This is a genomic window from Desulfurobacterium sp., from assembly GCF_027028515.1.
GTDB lineage: Bacteria > Aquificota > Aquificia > Desulfurobacteriales > Desulfurobacteriaceae > Desulfurobacterium_A.
Map to the genome: position 1 here is coordinate 13,418 of NZ_JALVIW010000056.1, position 19,261 is coordinate 32,678.

A 19,261-nucleotide genomic window follows, 5' to 3' on the forward strand; every position below is an offset into this window, starting at 1 on the left:
AATGTATTGTTAGAATTTATTTTTAAGGGAAGAGGATGAAAAGGACGCTCGTTACCGGGGGAGCAGGATTTATCGGTTCTCATCTTGTAGAGGCTTTAGTTAAAGAAGGCAGAGAAGTTTTAGTTTTTGACGACTTTTCTACTGGAAAAATTGAAAATATTCCAGACAGCAAGCTTGTTCACGTTGTTAAAGGAGATATTTCTGATAGATTTCAGGTAGAAAACTTGTTTAAAAAATACCGATTTGATACGGTTTTTCACCTGGCAGCCATTGCATCTGTTGTAAAAAGTGTTGAGAATCCGGAAGAGACTCACAAAACAAATTTTGACGGGACGCTGTATCTTCTACAGGAATCTGTTAAGTACGGTGTTATAAGGTTTATTTTTGCTTCTTCAGCTGCCGTTTACGGAGATCTTCCGGGACTTCCCAAAAAAGAGACAGATCCGGTTAAACCTTTAACGCCTTATGCCGTTGACAAGTACGCTTCTGAAAGATATGTAATTAACGCTTATGAGCTTTACGGACTTAAAACTACCGCTTTAAGGTTTTTCAACGTATTTGGTCCCCGTCAGGATCCTTCATCGCCCTACTCTGGAGTAATATCGATTTTTGTTGATAGAGTTATAAGGAACCTGAAAGGTGAGAAAGTTGCGATAACGGTATTCGGTGATGGGAAGCAGACGAGAGACTTTATATTTGTCAAGGACGTTGTAAAGGCGCTTCTCCTTGTTGAAAGGTGCCATGAAGCTGTGGGAAGAGTCTTTAATGTGGGTACGGGGAAAGCCACCTCTTTACTTGACCTTCTTGATTATTTAGCAAAGATTGCCGGGAAACTTCCGCCGATTCACTTTGAGCCGCCGCGGAAGGGTGATATAAAACACTCCCTTGCTGATATATCGGAGTTGAAAAAGCTTGGCTTTTCACCCTCGTTTACCGCTCAGGAAGGGTTGAAACTGCTTTTTGAGTGGGAGATGGAAAAGTAGCTTATGGGGAATGAGTACAGCTGGAACGCGGACGATTACGCTAAAAATTCACCTTTCCAGAAGAAATGGGCGCGGGAGCTTATAAAGAAGCTTTCTCTGAAGGGAAATGAGTGGATACTTGATATCGGTTGCGGAGACGGAAAAGTGACTTTTGAAATTGCACAGCATGTTCCTGATGGATGTGCCGTCGGGATAGACAGTTCGGAGGAGATGGTAAAGCTTGCTTCTAAAATGTTTCCGCCTTCGAAATATCCCAATCTTTCTTTTAAGCTTTTAGACGTTCGGGAAATGGATTTCTTTGAAGAATTTGACGTTATCTTTTCAAATGCGGCACTTCACTGGGTTATAGACCACAAACCTGTTTTAAGGAGAATGTTTAGAGCTTTAAAACCTGGTGGTAGGGCAGTTGTCCAGATGGGAGGGAAGGGAAATGCTGCCGGTGTTGTGGAAGTATTGAACAAAATAATGACTGAAAATCCGTGGAAAGAATACTTTCTTGACTTTTCTTTCCCTTACGGTTTCTATTCACTGGAAAGATATAAGCCATGGCTTATAGATGCAGGTTTTAAAGTTCAGTACATTGAGCTGAAACCTAAAATGATGATTTATGAAAGTGTTGAAAAATTTAAGGGCTGGATAAGAACAACGTGGCTTCCTTATATCAATAGAGTTCCTGAGAAGTTAAGAAATAGTTTTATTGATCTGGTTGTTGAGAGATACCTTGATAAACATCCTATAGACGGTAACGGCAGGATTAAGGTTTCAATGCAGCGTTTGGAGTTTGTGGCGGTGAGATAAGGTTTTAAACCGCGGGAGAGTTTAATGTGCTCGTTAGACTCTCAATAGAGGTCTTGTAACCCAAGAAATAGCAGATTTTCTATTTTCCAATGCAAAACGTTGAAAATATGATATCCAGCATGTCTTCAACGCCTTTTTTGCCGACGATTTCGCCGAGGGCATCGAGGGCTTCGTCAAGGTCAAGGGCTAAAAATTCCGGTGATTCCACACCTGATTCTATACTTACTTTCATGTTTTGAAGGTTTTTGAGTGCTTTTTCAAGTAAATTTTTATGTCTTTCGCTTGTTATCATTGTTTCGGCTTCTTTAAAGAGTGTTTCAGGTTCAAGAAGGAGCTTTTTCATTATTGTTTCGGAAAGGTTTTCTATGCCTTCGCCTGTTTTTGCACTTATTTCAATGCAAGTTTGTTTAAAGTCTTTGCAGGTAACCCTTAGTCCCTTATCTTTTTTGTTTATCACGACTATGAGGTTAGGGTTGTTTTTTAAGATGTCGTATATCTTTCTGTCTTCTTCGGTAAATCCGATAGAGCCGTCAATGACAAAGAGTATAACGTCTGCTGTTTTCAGTTTTTCCATTGTTCGGCTTATGCCTATCTTTTCAACAGTATCTCTTGCTTCTCTGATGCCGGCGGTATCTATAAGGCGAACGGGAATGCCTTTCAGCGTTACTGTTTCCTCTATCACATCCCTTGTCGTTCCGGGAATGTCCGTGACGATTGCTCTTTCTTCCTTTAGAAGGGCGTTAAGGAGGGAAGATTTGCCGACGTTTGGCCTTCCTGCTATCGCTATTTTTATGCCTTCACGAATAATTCTGCCGTCGTCGTATGTCTCAAGGAGCTTTTCTATGTCTCTGGCTGCTTTTTCAACCTCTTCTTTTACCCTGCCCGTTTCGATGATTTCAATTTCTTCTTCCGGAAAGTCAACGGCTGCTTCTATGAATGCTTTTAAGTGAAAGAGCCTGTCTCTTATGGATTCTATCTTGCTGCTCAGGTTTCCTTTAAGGTGGTTTACGGCAACTTTCAGTGATAATTCACTTTCAGCGTTGATTATTTCGTTTATCGCTTCCGCCTGGACAAGGTCAATCCTGCCGTTTATGAAGGCTCTCTTGGTGAATTCGCCAGGTTCTGCAAGGCGTGCGCCTTCCGACAGAACTCTTTTGAGGATTTTTCTAACCACATAAATTCCGCCGTGGGAGTGGATTTCCACCACGTCTTCGCCGGTGAACGTTTTTGGCCCTTTCATGTAAACGGCAAGAACTTCGTCTATCTCATCATTGTTTTCGTCAACGATAATGCCGTAGGTCATCTTTCTATCTTCAAAGGTTTCTTTTGGTTTTCCGCTCTTTGTTCTGAATACCTTTTTAAGAATTTCAAGGGCTCTTTCCCCCGAAATTCTCACGATTCCAATGGCACCTTTTGATAATGGCGTGCTTATTGCCGCTATCGTGTCTTCGCACAGGTAGTCTTTCATACTCTTATCCCTTTCTCTTCAAGGATTCTGGCAACTTCGGGATTTTCCTTTGCTAAAGGTTTTATGAACTCTATGAATTCCTGTTCGTTCATCCGTTTTATTCCTAACTTCTCAGCCTTTGCAAGTTTTGATCCGGGGTTTTTACCTACGACCACGAAAGAAGTTTTTCTCGTTACGGAGTTTGTTGGATTTCCGCCTAAAAGTTCTATGATTTTTTGTGCCTCTTTTCTCTTAAAGTGCTCAAGCTCGCCGGTGAATACGACGTTCTGTCCTGCTAAAGGTTTTGGAAGTTCTCTCTCCTCTTCCTCTTCCGCTGTTCTCTCAAAAGTGAAGCCAACATTTTTGAGCTTCTCTATCATTTCGATGTTTTTCTCTGCTTTAAAGAAATTTTTAATGCTTGTTGCGGTAATTGGTCCTATTCCGGGAATGGAAGCAAGTTTTTCAAAAGGCGCATTCATCAGTTCGTCAAGATTTTTGAACCGCTTTGCAAGGAGCATTGCCGTTTTTTCGCCAACATGTCTGATTCCAAGAGCTGTAAGTTTTTTGTAAAACTCTGCACTTTTTGACTTTTCTATCTGGGAAAGGAGATTGTCTGTCTTTTTCTCGCCCCAGCCGGGAAGTCTGATAAGCTGGCTTCTGTCAAGGGTATAGAGGTCTGCGATGTTTTTAACAAAGCCTTTTCTGGTAAGCAGGTTTGCGGTTGACTCACCAAGTCCTTTGATGTCAAGCACCTTTCCCCAGTATATAAGGTGTTCTTTCAGTTGAGCCGGACAGTTGATGTTCGGGCATCTTGGAACGGCTTCGTCAAGTTCGTGAACGATTGGTGAGCCGCACTCAGGGCATGTTTTAGGTACTTCTATCGGTTTTTCTTCTCCTGTTCTTCTCTCTTTTACAGGAGCAACGATGTAGGGGATTGTTTCGCCGGCACGTTCAACGATAACGTAGTCGCCGATTCTGATGTCTTTTCTCTTTATCTCGTCAGGGTTAAAGAGAGATGCCCTTGATACAACAACACCGCCAACCTCAACAGGTTCAAGGACTGCAACAGGTGTAAGAGCTCCTGTCCTTCCCACCTGCCATACGACGTCTTTTAGTTTTGTTACTGCCTGTTTTGCCGGGAATTTGTATGCAACTGCCCAACGTGGATGGTGGAGTGTTTCGCCAAGTTTCTCCCAGGCGCAGGTGTCGTTTATCTTAACGACCATTCCGTCTGCTTCAAAGTCCCAGGATTCTCTTTCTTCCTGACACTTCATTATATAGTCTATAACTTCGTCTATTCCTTTGCATAGCTTGTTTAACGGTGAGACTTTAAATCCGCAGTCCTTAAGGATTTCAAGGGCTTCCCACTGGGTTTTAATGTCTCTGCAAAGTTTTTTCGGTTCGCTGTAGAGGATGAAATAGGTGTAGCAGTCAAGTTTTCTCTTCGCAACTTCGCCCGGATCTTTCAGTCTCATCGTTCCGGCTGCCGCGTTTCTCGGGTTTGCAAAGAGTGTAAGTCCCTGCTTTTCCCTTTCTCTATTAAGTTCTATGAAAACGCTCCTTGGCATTATGATTTCGCCACGGAGGGAAACCTTTTTTATGCCGTGTTTTGAAAAGGGTGCTTTTAAAGGAATGGATTTTATGGTTTTAACGTTCATTGTTACGTCTTCGCCGACAAGTCCGTCGCCTCTCGTTACACCTCTTACGAAGATGTCGTTTTCGTAAACAAGCTCTATGCTCGCACCGTCAAATTTTGGTTCAACGACGTACTCTAACGTCTCTACGCCGAGAGCGGTTCTTACCTTTCTGTCCCATTCCTTTAAATCTTCTGCTGAGTAAGTATTTTCGAGGGAGGTCATCTCGGCCAGATGTTTAACCTTTTTAAATTCGCCGGTGAATGCCGGTGAGATTCGCTGTGTTGGTGAATCTGGCGTAACGAGTTCAGGAAAATGCCTTTCTATTCCTTCAAGTGCGTGGAATAGGCGGTCGTACTGGTAGTCTGAAATAACTGGATTTGCTTCAACATAATATTTATAATCGTGATACCTTATAACTTTTCTTAAATCTTCCGCTATCTTTTTTGCTTCTTCTTTTGATAGCTTTTTGATGAAGTCTTTTTTCTCTATTTCTTTTAGAAGTTTATCTGTTAATGACTGAAGGGCTTCTTCGTCTTTTACCGTATATCGCATGGTTTACCTCCGCTAAAACCTTATAATACAAAATATAATATCCTCTTTTGGTAAGATTTGAAAGTATAGAACAGATTGCGGGAGATTGCCATGAAGTATGGTGTAATCGGTGTTGGTGGTGTTGGCGGCTTTTACGGAGGTATGCTTGCAAACGGCGGAAAAGAGATTGTTTTTATCGGTAAGTCCCACCATGTGAAGGTTTTTAAAAGCAAAGGTTTAACGGTTGAAAGTTTTAAGCACGGTAAGTTTACCGTTAGAGAGTCTGATAGGGTTGTTTTTTTTGATTCGTTCGATGCTTTAAAAGATGTTGATGTTGTTCTTCTCTGCGTTAAGTCCTACGATACGGAAGAGATTGCCAGAAAGCTCTCTGAGATAGATGGAAAGTTTGCCATTGTTTCTGTTCAAAACGGTATAGAGAATGAGGAGATTCTGGCAAAATATCTTGGCAGTGATAGAGTTATTGGTGCTACGGCCTTTATCGGTGCTTACGTTAAAGAACCGGGCGTTGTTGTTCATGAAGCTGCCGGACTTCTTGAGATTGGAGAAGTTGTAACTACAACTGTTACTGATAGAATCAGGCGTATTGCAGAGGATATGGCAGAAACGGGGATAGAGATCAGGATTTCGCGAGATATCAACTATACTCTCTGGAAAAAGCTCATGTGGAACGTTGCTTTCAATCCTTATTCTGTCGTTACGAGAGCAACTGTTGGTAAAATGCTTGAACATCCTGAAACGCTTAAAGTGTTAGAGCGTTTGATGGAAGAGTGCATAGAAGTGGCAAAGGCTTGGGGTGTTGAGCTTAAAAAAGAAACTATGGAGAAGTACTTAAATTCGTCGCCGGACCTTATGGCTTATAAAACATCCATGCTTCTTGATTTTGAAAGGGGAAAACTGCTTGAGATTGAAGGGATAACAGGGGCTCTCATAAGGAAAGCAAAGAGGAAAGGAATAGATGTTCCCTGCAACCACTGTGTTTACGCTACGGTTTTACTTCTTGACGAGAAGAGAAAAAAATAATTTTTTTATGCTAAAATTTTCAAAACTTTTTGCGAGGAAGGAGATTGAAGGGAGATAAGTTTCAGATAATTGTTATCGAGAGTGAGTTAGGGGAGATAAAAACCTATCATCTCTCGAGGAAAAAGATTAAAGCATTGGCTGCATTTTTGCTTGTGCTTTTTACTTTCGTTACATATACAGCATTTCATTCTACCGTTTCTTTAAAAAGGGTAGCTTCCGAGAATAGGGAGTTGAAGGGACAGGTTGCAGAGCTTTCTTCAACTAAGAAGAGACTTTCATTAGAAGTTGCGAAGCTAAAAGAAGAAAGAGATAAAACTGTTAAGGAGCTTGCAAAAAGGATAAAAATAATAGATTCTATAATGAAAACGGCAGGATTGAAAACACCGGTTTCTCTTCCCTCATCTTCAGAAAGTGGGGAAGGTGGTATTTACATACCGCTTGAAAACATGAGTCCTGAAGAGCTTTCAGATTCCATTTCTGTTATAGATTCTCTTATATCTGATTTCAGGAAATATCCATTTGGGATTCCCGCTTACGGAAGACTCACTTCAAAGTTTGGCATTAGAAGGGATCCTTTTACACATCTGCTTGCCTTTCATCCGGGCATTGACATAGCAAATAAGCCGGGAACTCCTGTAAGGGTTACTGCTGACGGTAAGGTTATAAGAGCTGGATGGTGGGCTGGCTGGGGAAAGGTAGTTTTAGTTAAACATCCATCCGGTTATATAACGATATATGCTCACCTGAGGAAAATATTTGTTAAACCGGGACAGAAAGTTAAGCTTGGTCAGGTTATAGGTGAAATGGGAGATACGGGCAGAAGCACAGGGCCCCATCTTCACTACGGAATCGAGATAAACGATAGGTGGGTTAATCCTATGAAATTTCTGGAGGTTTCCAATGTTTGGAAAAAACGATAAAAAAGGGAAGAAGCCTGTAAAGTCTTATGCAAGTTCAGAGATAAAGAGCATTCTTTCAAAAGAGCTTAAAATTTCCGGTAACATAAAGTCTGAAGGTAAGGTAAGGATTGACGGTGAGATAGAGGGTGACATAGAAGGGGATTACGTTATCCTTAGCTCTTCCGCAGTTGTGAAGGGAAATGTTCGTGCCGATGTTCTGATTCTTCAGGGAACGGTAAAAGGAAACATCCATGCAGACTCTTTAGAGTTGAAATCGACGGCATCTGTGACCGGAGAAATTTCCGTTAAAAATCTTACTGTTGAGGCTGGTGCAAGCGTTTCTGGAAAGGTGAGTTCAGGTAGCTTTTACAAGGAAACAGCCTCCTTTCAAGCGCCTAAAATAATTGAAGATAAAGGTGCAAAAGTATAGTTCCCCACTTTGTTGATAAGAACGGGCGTTGTTTCCATATATTCTATGAGCCCTTTTCTGTTTATTTTTCCTTTTACAAAGAAGGCTCTGCCGCCTTTTGATAGTCCGTAAGGTTTTATGTTTCTTATTCTTATGTAGCCGAGACCTTTAATTGAAAAGTAACCGGTTGTGTAGTCTGGGTCGTCAGATATGCACAGTTCAGCGATGACGTCAGGATGGCTTAGTACTTTTGTTGAAAGGACGACAGCGTCTTTCATGTTCGGGGTGAACCTTTCACCTACCAGATTTTTTAGGTTCTCTTCTGCTTCCGGCGTAATGTCCATGTAGGAGGCTCTTATCCCTCTGAACTTGTCGGGTTCAAGCCTTATTCCGGTCTGGCAGTCAACAATCATGGCGCCTCTCATTACCGTGCCGGCGGGTGAAGCCCCGCTTATTAAGGCTCTGTATATTGAGAGTCCAATATTGCTATCAATTTTTGCCTTTTTAAACAGTTCTGTCAGAATCTCTTTTATCGTGTAATTTTCCCTGTCAGCGATTTCGTAGATATCTAAAAGTTTTAAGTAAATCGGGGATTTTTCAAGGAGTTCTATCTTAAGATGGATAGAATCAGGTTTCCCTTTAGGATGATAGAGAGCTCTTTCGGTTAACTCTTTTACAACTTTTGAGATTTCATTCTCCGGCACGATTCTCTCTGCGCCGGAGATATGCTCCCTTTCACTTGAAGCTCTCATTTTTATGCTGAAAAGGTTATTCCTTTTCAATTTTTATTTTGACCCCCTCAGGGAAGTAGTTTGTCTGACACGGGAACGGTATATTTATACCATTTTCGGCAAAAAGTTTGTTTATTTTTTCGTTTATTTTTGATTTTACACCGTAAGCTATGTCTTTTTTTTTAACGTAATAAAATGCCTGGAAAATTAAGGCGGAATCGCCGAAGTCTATAAAGAATACAGACGGTGGTGGCTCTTTTAAGACACCGTCGGTCGTGGTTATTGCTTCAAGTAGAAGTTTCTTTACGAGTTCAACGTCACTTCCGTATTCCACGCCGATTTTTACAGAATCTTTGAACTTCATGTCCGGATAAAGGGCGTTTTCTATAACGCCTTCTGTGAGTTTTGAGTTCGGGACGATTATTAGGTTGTTGCCGGATATAGTTATTATTCGCGTAGTTCTAAGACCAATGTCATAAACGTAGCCGTCCACGTCGATGTCTTTTATGTAAACCCTGTCGCCGATCCTGAACTGTCTGTCGGTGACAAGGAGTATTCCGGATATAAAGTTTTTAATCGTGTCCTGAGCGGCGAGACCAACAGCAAGAGAACCTACACCTAAGGATGTTATTAGAGATGTTACGTTGAATCCGAGCTTGTCTAAGAGTATGATAGCGGAAATAAGGACAATAAAAATTTTGATTATTTTAGAGATCATGGAAAAGTAAGTTTCAACCAGGGGAATTTCCGATACGGGAACGGTCTTTTTTGCCCTTTCAGATAGAAATTCAATGAAGATGTCAACGGTTTTAAGTACGGCTAATGTTGCAAACCCTATGTAAAGTGTGTAGGCACCTGTGTTGATTGCGTTTTTCCAGACAGGAGGTGGGTTAAACTGAAGAAGGCCGAAGTGAAAAAGAAAAGTGGACAGAATATAATTCAAAAGATTGGATAGTTCAAGAATTAGCTTTTCTGCTTTTGATATTCTTCTGTCTTTTAAAAAGATTCTTTTTAGGATTCTGTTTACAGGAGTTTTGACCTTAAGTGTTATAAAGGAAGCTGAAATAAAAAGCATGCCAGGGAGATACTTCAGATAAACTTCATAGCCGGTGTTCACGACAGACCTCCCTGAAACAATTCTCTGGAGTCAAGTATAAAGGTTACAGGGCCGTTGTTAAGGATGTAAACTTCCATTTCTGCACCAAATATTCCGGTTTCAACAGGTATCTGATCTCTACATATTTCTACAAACTTATCAAACATCTTTTTTGCCGCTTCCGGATTTTCGGACGATTGAAAGCTTGGCCGTCTGCCTTTTCTACAGTCTGCTGCAAGTGTAAAGTTTGGAACAAGTAAAAGTTTTCCTTTTATATCTTTTAAGGATAGATTCATTTTCCCTTCTTTGTCTTCAAAGATTCGCAGGTTTATTATCTTTTCTGCCATCTTTTCAAGGAAGGAGTATATGTCGCCTTTTTCAAATCCGATTAGTGCAACAATGCCTTTGCCTATTTCACCTGCCGTTTCGCCGTTTACCACAACTTTTCCTTCTTTTACGCGCTGAATAACAACTTTCATAGGATTCTCCCTTAAAGCCTTACAACACTGTCTGCATTTGCTAAGAATTGAACAACGTCGTATGCGTTGGATGCTATACCTACTTCAAGGTCATCAAGTATGTTGAAGTAGTTAAGGCATGTTCCGCAACAGATGATTTCTACGCCTTTTTTCTGAAGTTCTTTTAACGCTTCTAAAATCTCTTTATCACCACCTTTGCATGCAAGTTTCACGGCAGTGTTTATTAAAACTATGCCTTTTGGAAGCGGGTCGGCGTTGAGGAATGTCTTTATGAAGCCCTTTATTAAAATTTCGCCAAGTTCTCTGTCTTCGCCTACATGGGTTGAAGCTATAAGGACGGCGTAGTTTCCTGTCTTTTCTTTTTCTTCTTCCGGTTGTGGAATTTCGCAGGTGTATCCTTTTATCACTTTTACATAGAAGAGACCATCTTTCTCTTCAACATCTACTGTGCATCCCTGTTTCTGAGCAAAGCGCTTTACGTTTTCCCTTGCCGCTTTGTTGTCAACAATTACAGTTATTATACCTTCCTCTATCTCTTCAAGTGCTTCTTTCGTTTTTAAAACCGGCAGGGGACATGCAAGGCCTGTACAGTCAATTGTTCTTTCCATCGCTTCCTCCTTCAAGGAGCTTTTCTCCAACTTCTCTAAATATATCTTTTGCTATGCTTTCTATACACTCTTTCCTTTTCATTTCTGCTTCTGTAGGTATTCCTGTTGCATCGTAAAAGCCGTAGCAGGTGATTTTGAATGTTTTGAAGGGCTTTTTGTAACCATATTTTATAAGTTTGATTGTGGCTGTTACGCTGAGTCTGTACTCTATTGCCTGGTCGTCTGCGTTGTATCCAACTGAGAATGCGGAGATGGAGTCAACGGATGGTTTCACGATTATAGTTTCATCGGGTATTGGCGTTTTGTCAACGGCAAATCGGGAATCGGTGTAAAAGGTGTCGTCTGCTGCCCTTGTGAAGAGAATATCTATCCCTTCTTCAGGGGTTCTGTTTGTTACAGGTGAAATGTAAACGTGTTTCACAACTTCTCTTTTTGCCACGTAGGTTATGGTGCCGCATCCGCTGATGCCGGCACCTACTATCAAAACGAGAAAAATCCTACTTAATAACCACATTTATCAATCTTCCTTTGACGTAGATGAATTTCTTTAGCTCTTTGCCTTCCATATATTTTTTGACCTTTTCCCTTTCAAATACAAGTTTTTTCAATTCTTCTTCACCAGTGTCAGGAGCAACGGTTATTCTATCTCTAACCTTTCCGTTTATCTGGATAGGCAGTTCTATCTCATCTTTGACAAGTGCCTTTTCATCAACTTCTGGCCACTTTTCTGTAGATATGAGTGTTTTGTGCCCCGTCATTTCCCACATCTCTTCCGCTATGTGAGGAGCAACCGGGGAAAGCATTATTATGAGAAGTTCTATTGCTTCTTTCAAAGCATTTTCATCGCCTTCTTTTTCGGGTTTAAATCGGGATATTGCGTTAAAGAGTTCCATTATTGCTGCGATTGCGGTGTTAAACTTGAACCTTTCGTTGAATTCGTCAGTTACCTTTTTGAGTGTTTCGTGGGTTTTGCGCCTTAATTCTCTTCCGGCCTTTGAAAGCCTTGTGCTTTTTATCTCTTTTGAGAAGAGGTTTTTGTTTTCTTCAACAAAGGTGAAGACTCTCCTTAAAAATCTGTAGGCACCGTCTATGTCTTCCATCTTCCACTCGAATTCTGTTTCTGGTGGAGCGGCGAACAGTATGTAAAGTCTTGTGGCGTCGGCGCCGTAGCGTTCTATCATTTCAGCAGGGTTGACTATGTTAAGTTTTGACTTGCTCATCTTTGAAAGTTCGCCGTACTCTTTTACCAGGTTTTCAAGTACCTCTTCTGGATTATTGAGGTGCTTTTCTATCTCTGGATGTGTAACAACAAGGAGAAAGTTATCGCCGCTGCCTATGCGGTTTTCAGAGAGGAATTCACCAACGGTTTTGCCGGTTGTTTCGCCTTTCCCGCCAAGAGCTTCTATCAGCTTCTCAATATCGTCACTTTCTGAAATGTTGAGAACAGAGAGAGCAGTTTTTACCTTTATCCACCTTTTGCATACCATTCCCTGAGTGAGGAGGTTCTGGAAAGGTTCTCCTGCTTTGAAAAAGTCGTATTGACGGTGTGTTTCGTCGGCTTTAAACAGACCTAAGTCCCTCAGAACTTTTGTGAAGAATCGTGAGTAGAGCAGGTGTAAAACGGCGTGTTCTATACCTCCGATATACTGGTCAACCACCATCCAGTATTCGGCCTTTTTTGTGTCAAACGGTGCTTTTTCAAATTTCGGGGAACAGTACCTTAAGAAATACCAGGAAGAATCAAAGAATGTATCCATTGTGTCGGTTTCTCTTTTTGCGGGACTTCCACACTTTGGACATGTTGTATTTACGAAAGATTCAACTTTTGAGAGGGGATTTCCTTCGCCTGTAAATTCAACGTTTTCAGGCAGTTTTACTGGAAGTTCTTCGTCCGGTACCGGTACGATTCCGCACTTTTCACAGTAGATAACGGGAATAGGCGTTCCCCAGTAACGCTGTCTGGAGATGTTCCAGTCTCTCAATCTGTACTGAACGGTTTTCCTTCCAAGTCCTTTATTTTCAAGTTCTTCTGTTATTGCCCTCTTTGCGTCGGTGCTTTTCATTCCGTTAAATCTACCGGAATTTACGACTATTCCGGGTTTCTCGTAAGCTTCTTCCATTGTTTCTGGTGAAAGCTCTTCGTCTTCTGGTGAGATGACGATTTTTATTGGAAGATTGTACTTCTTTGCGAACTCAAAATCTCTCTGATCGTGGGCTGGAACGGACATGACGGCACCTGTTCCGTAGTCCATAAGAACAAAGTTTGCAAGATAGACAGGTATCTCTTCGCCGGTTAGGGGATGGATAACGTAAGAACCTGTGAAAACACCTTCTTTTTCAAGCTCGCCTGTCGTTCTTTTCCTCTTCTCGGTTCTTCTCATTTTTTCTATAAACGCTTTTACTTTTTCTTTCTGTTCTTCTTTTGCAAGTTTTTCGGCAAGGGGATGTTCTGGAGCTAAAACTAAGTAAGTTACGCCAAAGAGGGTGTCAGGCCTTGTCGTGAATACCTCTATTGCCTCTATACCTTCAGGTCTATCGCTTTTTCTTATCGGGAATTTTATCCTTGCACCTGTACTTTTTCCTATCCAATTTCTCTGCATCTCTATTACCGGATCTGGCCAGTGGCCTTTCAGAAGTTCAAGATCTTTTAATAACTCTTCAGCGTAATCGGTGATTTTCAAATACCAGCTGTCTATCTCCTTTTGTTCAACGGTTGTTCCGCAACGCCAGCATCCTCCATCTTCATCTACCTGTTCATTTGCTAAAACCGTTTGACAGTTTGGACACCAGTTAACGGTTGTTTTTGCACGATAAGCTATCCCTTTTTCAAGCATCCTGAGGAATATCCACTGGTTCCACCTGTAGTAATCCGGAAGGCAGGTTGCTATTTCTCTATCCCAGTCATAAGAGAAACCGAGTCTTTTAAGTTCTTTTTTCATGTAATCTATATTGCTTAATGTCCAGTCTCTCGGGTGAACACCTCTGTTAATTGCTGCGTTTTCTGCTGGAAGGCCAAATGCATCCCAGCCCATTGGATGTATAACGTTGAATCCGAACATTCTTTTGAACCTTGCTATTACATCACCGATAGTGTAGTTTCGGACATGTCCCATATGTATTTTGCCTGATGGGTAGGGGAACATTTCAAGGACGTAGTATTTCTTTTTCTTTTTATCAGCTTTTGATTTAAACGTCTTTTTTTCGTTCCATATATTCTGCCACTTTTTTTCAATATTTTTAAAGTCGTACATTGTTCATCCTCCTGTCGGGCTGTGAATACTCTTCTGCAACGAAAATAATAGCACAGAGAAAAGCAAAAGAGGAAAATGGGTTATAATAACTTCTGTAAAGAAAAATGGAAGAAGGAGAGCAGGGAGGTATGTCTGTTAAAATCCTTGAAGGTGAGAATCTTGAGGCTCTGATAGAGAAAGCAAAGGCGTCCTATGGTAATGACATAGAGATTCTTTATTATGAGGTAGAGACCAGGTCAGGACTATTGCCTTTTAAGAAGAAAAAATACTACAGGCTCTTTTTTAAGGAGGCGGATAGGAAGGAAGATGAAACTAAGGCTTTGAAAGAGGAATTGGACACTCTAAAAGCTCTCCTTTCAGAGTTAAAAGAGGAGATAAAACAATCACCTGAAAAGAGTCAACAGGAGGTACTTTCGCCTTATGTTCCTCCAGCAGACCTTCCGTCCCATATAAAATCTGCCGTTCCTCCCCCTTCTGTTAATATAAATTTTCATGAGTTCACGGGTGATGCTCTTGAACTTTTGAGGATTTTAGAATCAAAAAATGTTTTTCCTGACGTTGCCAGGGAAATTGTTGAGCCAGCCTGCGGTCTTGATCTTGAAACGGGAAAGTTAGATTTAAGCGTTCCCACTTTGAAAGAGGCTCTTGAAAAGGGCATTGCAGAAAAGATAAAGTTTACGGGTAGGATTTCTGCGGAGAATAAGCCCAAAATAGTTGCTTTTGTTGGTCCGACCGGTGTTGGAAAAACGACGAATCTTTTTAAGATAGCTTCTGACCTTGTGATAAATCAGCAGTTAAAAGTTGGGGTTGTTAGTATTGATACATTCAAGGTTGGTGCCATTCAACAGGGGCGCATGTATGCCAATATTTTAAACATACCATTTTTTACCGTATCTGAAGGCAGGAAGTTGAAAGAGACGCTTGCCAATCTTACGGATGTTGATGTTATTCTCATAGATACCGTTGGCAGGAGTCATTACGATTATTGGAGGCTGGGCGAAATAAAAGCCATACTTCACGGTTCGGAAAAAGAGATGGAGGTTAACCTGGTTATAAGTTGTAACTACAGCAACGAAGAAGCCATAGAAGTGGTTAACAGATACAGGTCTATATTTCCCGTTACAGCTCTTTTGCTTACAAAGATTGACGAGACCCGAAAGCCCGGCATACTTTTAAACCTGCCTGTTAAAACTGAACTTTCACTTTCTTACCTCAGTACCGGGCAAAGGGTTCCTGAGGATATAAAACTATTAACACCGAAAAAAGTAGCTGATTATCTTTTAGGGGATTTATGAACATTCAGGCAGAAAAATTAATAGAGTTAGTTAAGGAGAGACATAATCCTAAAAAGAGAAGGGCAAAATTTATCTGTGTTGCAAGTGGTAAGGGAGGAGTGGGTAAAACCAACTTTTCTGTAAATTTTTCTTATGTTCTTGCTGATGTTTTTGATAAGAAGGTTCTCCTTCTTGACGGTGATGTTGGATTGGGCAATGTACATGTTCTTCTTGGTCTAAGGCCGGACAGAAATTTAAAGATGTTGATGAAGGGGGTAGATATTCAGGAATTGATCCAGCATTTTGAAAAACTTGATGTGCTTCTTGGTTTTTCCGGAATAGATACCTTTCAGGAGCTGGAAGATTTGGATGTTATCACTGTTATAAATAAACTTGAGAAGATTTCGGACAACTATGATTTTATTATTCTTGACGCATCTGCCGGTATAAATGAAAATGTTTTAAAATTTGCTGTTTCCTCTGATACCACTTATGTTGTAACAGTTCCGGAGCCAACAGCGATAACAGATGCGTATGCTCTTATAAAGAGTCTTTATAAGCTGTACAACTATGAAAATATAAAACTTGTGGCCAATATGTGCAGAAATAAGAATGAGTGTTTTTCAATTCTTGAAAGGATAACAGCCTCTTGCGAAAAATTTTTTTCCTTCAGACCGAAAACGGCGGGCATTTTGCCGGAGTCCAGTAATGTTAAAATATCCGTAAGGTACAGAGAACCTGTTGCAACTGCTTTCCCCTCCGATCCCTACACACTGGCAATTAAAGAGATAGCTTCTTTAGAGACCGGTGAGGTTATAAGAGAAGAATCACCCGGTTTCTGGAGTAAGCTTAAGAAATTCTTTAAAGTTAAAGGTTAGGTTTATGTATGGAAAGAGTCGGAAAGAATTGGTGATAGAACATTTGCCTCTTGTGAAGAAAATAGCAAATAAAATTTACCGCAGAATGCCAGAGGGAATAATAGATTTTGAAGATCTTGTTAATACCGGTGTGATAGGTCTTATGAAAGCAATCGATAAGTATGATGAGAAGAAAGCCAACTTTTCCACCTATGCATACATAAGGATTCGCGGTGAAATAATGGATTTTTTACGTTCCGTGGACTTTATGTCCCGGGGTGCACGGGAAAAAATGAAAAGTGGTGAAGCAGACCTTTTAAAAGCGGAAATGATGTATATGACAAGTATAGAGGAGGCCTTGTTTCAGGGGGCTGAAAGGATAACGATAGCCGATACCTTAAGGTCTGATACTCCTGATCCGGAAGAGGAAACAATATTTAAGGATTTAAAATTTCGTCTGGCCAGGGCACTTGATAATCTTTCCGATAGGGAAAAGCTCATTCTTCAGCTTATTTTTGTGGAAGAGCTTGATTTAAAATCAATATCACACATTCTTGACATATCTGTTTCGCGGATTTCTCAGATAAAGACAAGGGCTTTGAAAAAGCTTTCAGAAATTTTAAAGAAGGATGTATAATATTAGCGTTAGCTGGATTCGCCGGGAAGGGGAAAGGTGATGATAAGGGTAAATCTAATTTTATCTGCCGGAACAGCAGGTGTGGAAAATAAAGAGGAAAAGAAAGGTAAGCATTCGCTTTTTGATATTCTGTTTTCTGCCTTTTCCGGTGAAGAAAATCTGGATAAAGAGGAAAAATTAGCGTTAATGTCACAACTTGGCAGTCATCTTCTTATATTTAAAGGAAATAAAGAACAAAATATTTTTGAGAGCAAAACTGCTTTACAAGATGTTACGAGTTCCATTCCAGAAATGCTAAAAACTGAAAAAGAAGAAAAAAACTTAAAAAAATTGTCTGTGATGGATGAAAAAGGGATCAAGAAACCGAATATTAATGCCTCTGAGTTTTTAGAAAAGCATAAAATGTTTTTTAACGATATCCCGGAAAAAGAAGATTCATTGAATAAAGAAGAAGATGTAAAATTTATTAGAAAAATAAAATCAGAAGTTGTTTCATACAGGCAGAGGAATAGTAATCGTTTAAGTTTACAGGTTAGTAAAAAAGTTCAGTCTAATTCTGGTAAAGAGGTGTTAGAAGAGAAAGATGGCCCTGACAATATTCGTGAACTTTTAGAGTTTAGTGAGGTATCTGGAGAAAAGATTTTTAGACAGGTTTCTGCGGAAAAGCAACCTGAATTTATTAAAAGAAGTTGGGTTTTAAACCATCTGGATGTTAAGAATGGCACTTTAGCTGGTATCTTAAAAAGTGGCGATAAAAAGGTAGCAGATAAATCTCCATTTCATAATTTGTCTCCCGGGTTTTACGTTGGGAGTCACAACTTCCACCGTAAGGAGTTAAAGTCACAGGATGTTGTTGAAACATCACAGAAAGAGGTTCCTCCTGTAGGCTTAAATTTCGTCAGTAATTTTGAGGGTAAAAGGAAGAGCGTTAAATCTGAAAAGCAATTGACGGATACTGTTGATAAAGATAGACTATCTGTTTTAAATGTAGCCTGTAAAGATTTTGCTGGAATTTCTTGCAATACCGGAGAAAATTTAAAGAATAAGGATATTTTTTTAGCTGTAGGAAAAATTTCTAAAAACGGTGATTCTACAGTTTCTCATTCAAACACTGAAAATCTAAAATCTTTACAAAGAAAAGTTTTTAGTGAAAAAATGTTTATGGTAAAAGAAGATAGTAAGTTGAAAAGCGGTGAGGTTATACTTAACAAGTCTTTAAAAGGTTTAGATTTTAACTTTAAAGAAGAAACGGCACTTCAAAAAGGTGTTTCTCTTTTGAAAAATGGAGAGGCTGTTTTTAAGAAGACAAACAGAATAGTTCGGTTTCCGATTTCTCATAATAAGAGGATTAATAATTCAAATGTGGACAAGAGATTTAAAATTGTAAGTTATAAAGAGAAAGTGGATAGTGCTGTTTCTACTATAAGAAAAGAAACTCCCAAACTTTCTGACAAAGTAACAGAAAATGGTGAAAGTCAGGCTGGAAATTTAGATGCTTTTAGTTCTGCAAAACAGGAAGCATCACATAAACTCAGTGTTTCTCACTCTGAATCTGTTGCTCAAGCTTCACTTTCAGTCCAGAAAAGTTTGCACAAAGAAGGCAAAGGGTTTTCTCAGGGAAATAGGGGACAGAGTGGAAAGGTAGATGTAGGAAACGGCACTAAGTACACTCTTACGGCGACATTTGAAGATATGAGAGTAAGGGCAAGTATGGTCAGGAAGTTTCTCAATATTTCCATAGAGTTACCACAGTCTGTTTTTAACGCTGCAGGTCTTAGCGATGAAATCAGAGAAGTTTTAAATAGTACCGGACTTTCTGGATTTCGTGTTAAAATCAAGTCCCGCGGTAAAAATCTTTATTCTGAGACATTTTACAGAGAGGATGAAAGTTCTTCAGTAGAAATAAGGGTGTAATAGTGAGAGCCATTATTGTCCTTCTATCTTTTATTTTTTTCTGCAATGCTTTTGCTGTCACCAATGAAGGGAATAATACGATAAAAAGAACAGAAGAAAGTGTGTTTGTTTATAAGCCGGAAATCTGGTTAAAAAAGGGAATGTATCAGTATAAAATAGGCTCTTACAACGCGGCACTTGAATATTTTTTGAAAATATTAGCTAAAGATAAAAAGAGAGATGACTATTATAGAAAAGCTCTATTCATGCTTTCAAAAACCTACATGAAGATAGGCAGAAAGATTGGTGATAAAGAATATCTATGGCAGGCTCTGGATCTTCTCCAGCTTTACTTTAATACAGTTAAAAATGTTGATTGGGATTTTTACTACACGAAAGCTCGCATTTATGAAAATTTAGGTTTTTACGATAAAAGTCTTGACATATACAGAGTTGCTTTTCTAAAAGCTAAAAATGATAGACAACAGATAAAAACTGTTATAGGAATTCTAAGGTCTGCTGTTTATCTGAGGAGGCCGGATATTGTAGATGAATATTATATCCTGCTGTCAACCTCTCCTTCAACAAGGCAGGATGAGAAAGAACTTGAGTTTTTGAAAGGCTTAATACTTTTCAGTAAAGGTAAGTACAGGGAAGCTTTCAGATACTTTTTTAAAACCTACAGAAAAA

The 19,261-nt window shown here is 39.9% G+C and carries 17 protein-coding genes and 1 pseudogene; 10 read left to right on the plus strand and 8 right to left on the minus strand.

The window, feature by feature from the left end; translation table 11 throughout:
- Positions 1-35 precede the first annotated feature (35 nt).
- A complete protein-coding gene (locus MV676_RS05265) occupies positions 36-983 on the plus strand; it encodes an SDR family NAD(P)-dependent oxidoreductase (protein ID WP_022847428.1) in 948 nt (315 codons plus the stop codon).
- Positions 984-986: 3 nt separating this feature from the next.
- Positions 987-1,781, plus strand: a complete 795-nt coding sequence (locus tag MV676_RS05270; RefSeq protein ID WP_297445697.1) for a methyltransferase domain-containing protein — start codon at positions 987-989, stop codon at positions 1,779-1,781.
- Positions 1,782-1,860: 79 nt separating this feature from the next.
- Here MV676_RS05270 and mnmE read toward each other — a convergent pair whose 3' ends face one another.
- Both mnmE and ligA read right to left on the minus strand, forming a co-directional pair.
- Positions 1,861-3,249, minus strand: coding sequence for a tRNA uridine-5-carboxymethylaminomethyl(34) synthesis GTPase MnmE (mnmE, locus tag MV676_RS05275; protein WP_297445698.1), 1,389 nt, complete (start codon positions 3,247-3,249; stop codon positions 1,861-1,863).
- On the minus strand, positions 3,246-5,417 hold the full coding sequence (ligA, locus tag MV676_RS05280) for an NAD-dependent DNA ligase LigA (protein WP_297445699.1): 2,172 nt from the start codon (positions 5,415-5,417) through the stop codon (positions 3,246-3,248). Before ligA ends, mnmE begins: the two co-directional genes overlap by 4 nt.
- A gap of 90 nt (positions 5,418-5,507) precedes the next feature.
- Here ligA and MV676_RS05285 point away from each other — a divergent pair, with 90 nt between their 5' ends.
- Genes MV676_RS05285 through MV676_RS05295 form a run of 3 tightly spaced genes read left to right on the plus strand, consistent with a single transcriptional unit; the run spans position 5,508 to position 7,766 of the window.
- Positions 5,508-6,437: a ketopantoate reductase family protein gene (locus tag MV676_RS05285; protein ID WP_297445700.1), complete on the plus strand. Its 930-nt coding sequence runs from the start codon at positions 5,508-5,510 to the stop codon at positions 6,435-6,437.
- Positions 6,438-6,481: 44 nt separating this feature from the next.
- Complete coding sequence (locus tag MV676_RS05290) at positions 6,482-7,357, plus strand: M23 family metallopeptidase (protein WP_297445701.1); 876 nt, start codon at positions 6,482-6,484, stop codon at positions 7,355-7,357.
- On the plus strand, positions 7,338-7,766 hold the full coding sequence (locus MV676_RS05295; RefSeq protein WP_297445702.1) for a polymer-forming cytoskeletal protein: 429 nt from the start codon (positions 7,338-7,340) through the stop codon (positions 7,764-7,766). The genes MV676_RS05290 and MV676_RS05295 overlap by 20 nt, the downstream gene beginning before the upstream one ends.
- Here MV676_RS05295 and MV676_RS05300 read toward each other — a convergent pair.
- From MV676_RS05300 to leuS, 6 genes are read right to left on the minus strand one after another with little or no spacing between them, the layout of a single operon-like run.
- Positions 7,724-8,527, minus strand: coding sequence for a 6-carboxyhexanoate--CoA ligase (locus tag MV676_RS05300; RefSeq protein ID WP_297445703.1), 804 nt, complete (start codon positions 8,525-8,527; stop codon positions 7,724-7,726). The two genes, MV676_RS05295 and MV676_RS05300, sit on opposite strands and share 43 nt — an antisense overlap.
- Positions 8,514-9,593 carry a mechanosensitive ion channel domain-containing protein gene (locus MV676_RS05305; protein ID WP_297445704.1) on the minus strand — a complete coding sequence of 360 codons (1,080 nt, stop codon included), beginning with the start codon at positions 9,591-9,593 and terminating at the stop codon, positions 8,514-8,516. The genes MV676_RS05300 and MV676_RS05305 overlap by 14 nt, the downstream gene beginning before the upstream one ends.
- Positions 9,590-10,051 carry a D-aminoacyl-tRNA deacylase gene (gene dtd, locus MV676_RS05310; RefSeq protein ID WP_297445705.1) on the minus strand — a complete coding sequence of 154 codons (462 nt, stop codon included), beginning with the start codon at positions 10,049-10,051 and terminating at the stop codon, positions 9,590-9,592. Before dtd ends, MV676_RS05305 begins: the two co-directional genes overlap by 4 nt.
- 11 nt (positions 10,052-10,062) lie before the next feature.
- Positions 10,063-10,659, minus strand: a complete 597-nt coding sequence (gene yedF / locus MV676_RS05315; RefSeq protein ID WP_022847415.1) for a sulfurtransferase-like selenium metabolism protein YedF — start codon at positions 10,657-10,659, stop codon at positions 10,063-10,065.
- The gene (locus MV676_RS05320) at positions 10,643-11,173 is read right to left on the minus strand and encodes an LptE family protein (RefSeq protein ID WP_297445706.1); all 531 of its coding nucleotides are present in this window, start codon (positions 11,171-11,173) and stop codon (positions 10,643-10,645) included. Before MV676_RS05320 ends, yedF begins: the two co-directional genes overlap by 17 nt.
- On the minus strand, positions 11,157-13,910 hold the full coding sequence (gene leuS, locus MV676_RS05325) for a leucine--tRNA ligase (RefSeq protein ID WP_297445707.1): 2,754 nt from the start codon (positions 13,908-13,910) through the stop codon (positions 11,157-11,159). Before leuS ends, MV676_RS05320 begins: the two co-directional genes overlap by 17 nt.
- A gap of 128 nt (positions 13,911-14,038) precedes the next feature.
- Here leuS and MV676_RS05330 point away from each other — a divergent pair, with 128 nt between their 5' ends.
- From MV676_RS05330 to MV676_RS05350, 5 genes and pseudogenes are all read left to right on the plus strand, one after another.
- Complete coding sequence (locus tag MV676_RS05330; protein WP_027720075.1) at positions 14,039-15,205, plus strand: flagellar biosynthesis protein FlhF; 1,167 nt, start codon at positions 14,039-14,041, stop codon at positions 15,203-15,205.
- Positions 15,202-16,062, plus strand: a complete 861-nt coding sequence (locus tag MV676_RS05335; protein WP_297445708.1) for an AAA family ATPase — start codon at positions 15,202-15,204, stop codon at positions 16,060-16,062. Before MV676_RS05330 ends, MV676_RS05335 begins: the two co-directional genes overlap by 4 nt.
- Positions 16,063-16,093: 31 nt before the next feature.
- Positions 16,094-16,678, plus strand: coding sequence for a sigma-70 family RNA polymerase sigma factor (locus MV676_RS05340; RefSeq protein ID WP_231378254.1), 585 nt, complete (start codon positions 16,094-16,096; stop codon positions 16,676-16,678).
- 36 nt (positions 16,679-16,714) lie between these two features.
- Entirely contained in the window at positions 16,715-18,592 is a 1,878-nt protein-coding gene (locus MV676_RS05345) for a hypothetical protein (protein ID WP_297445709.1), read from the plus strand.
- Positions 18,593-18,594: 2 nt separating this feature from the next.
- Positions 18,595-19,261: pseudogene (locus tag MV676_RS05350) on the plus strand (hypothetical protein); the annotation flags it as partial.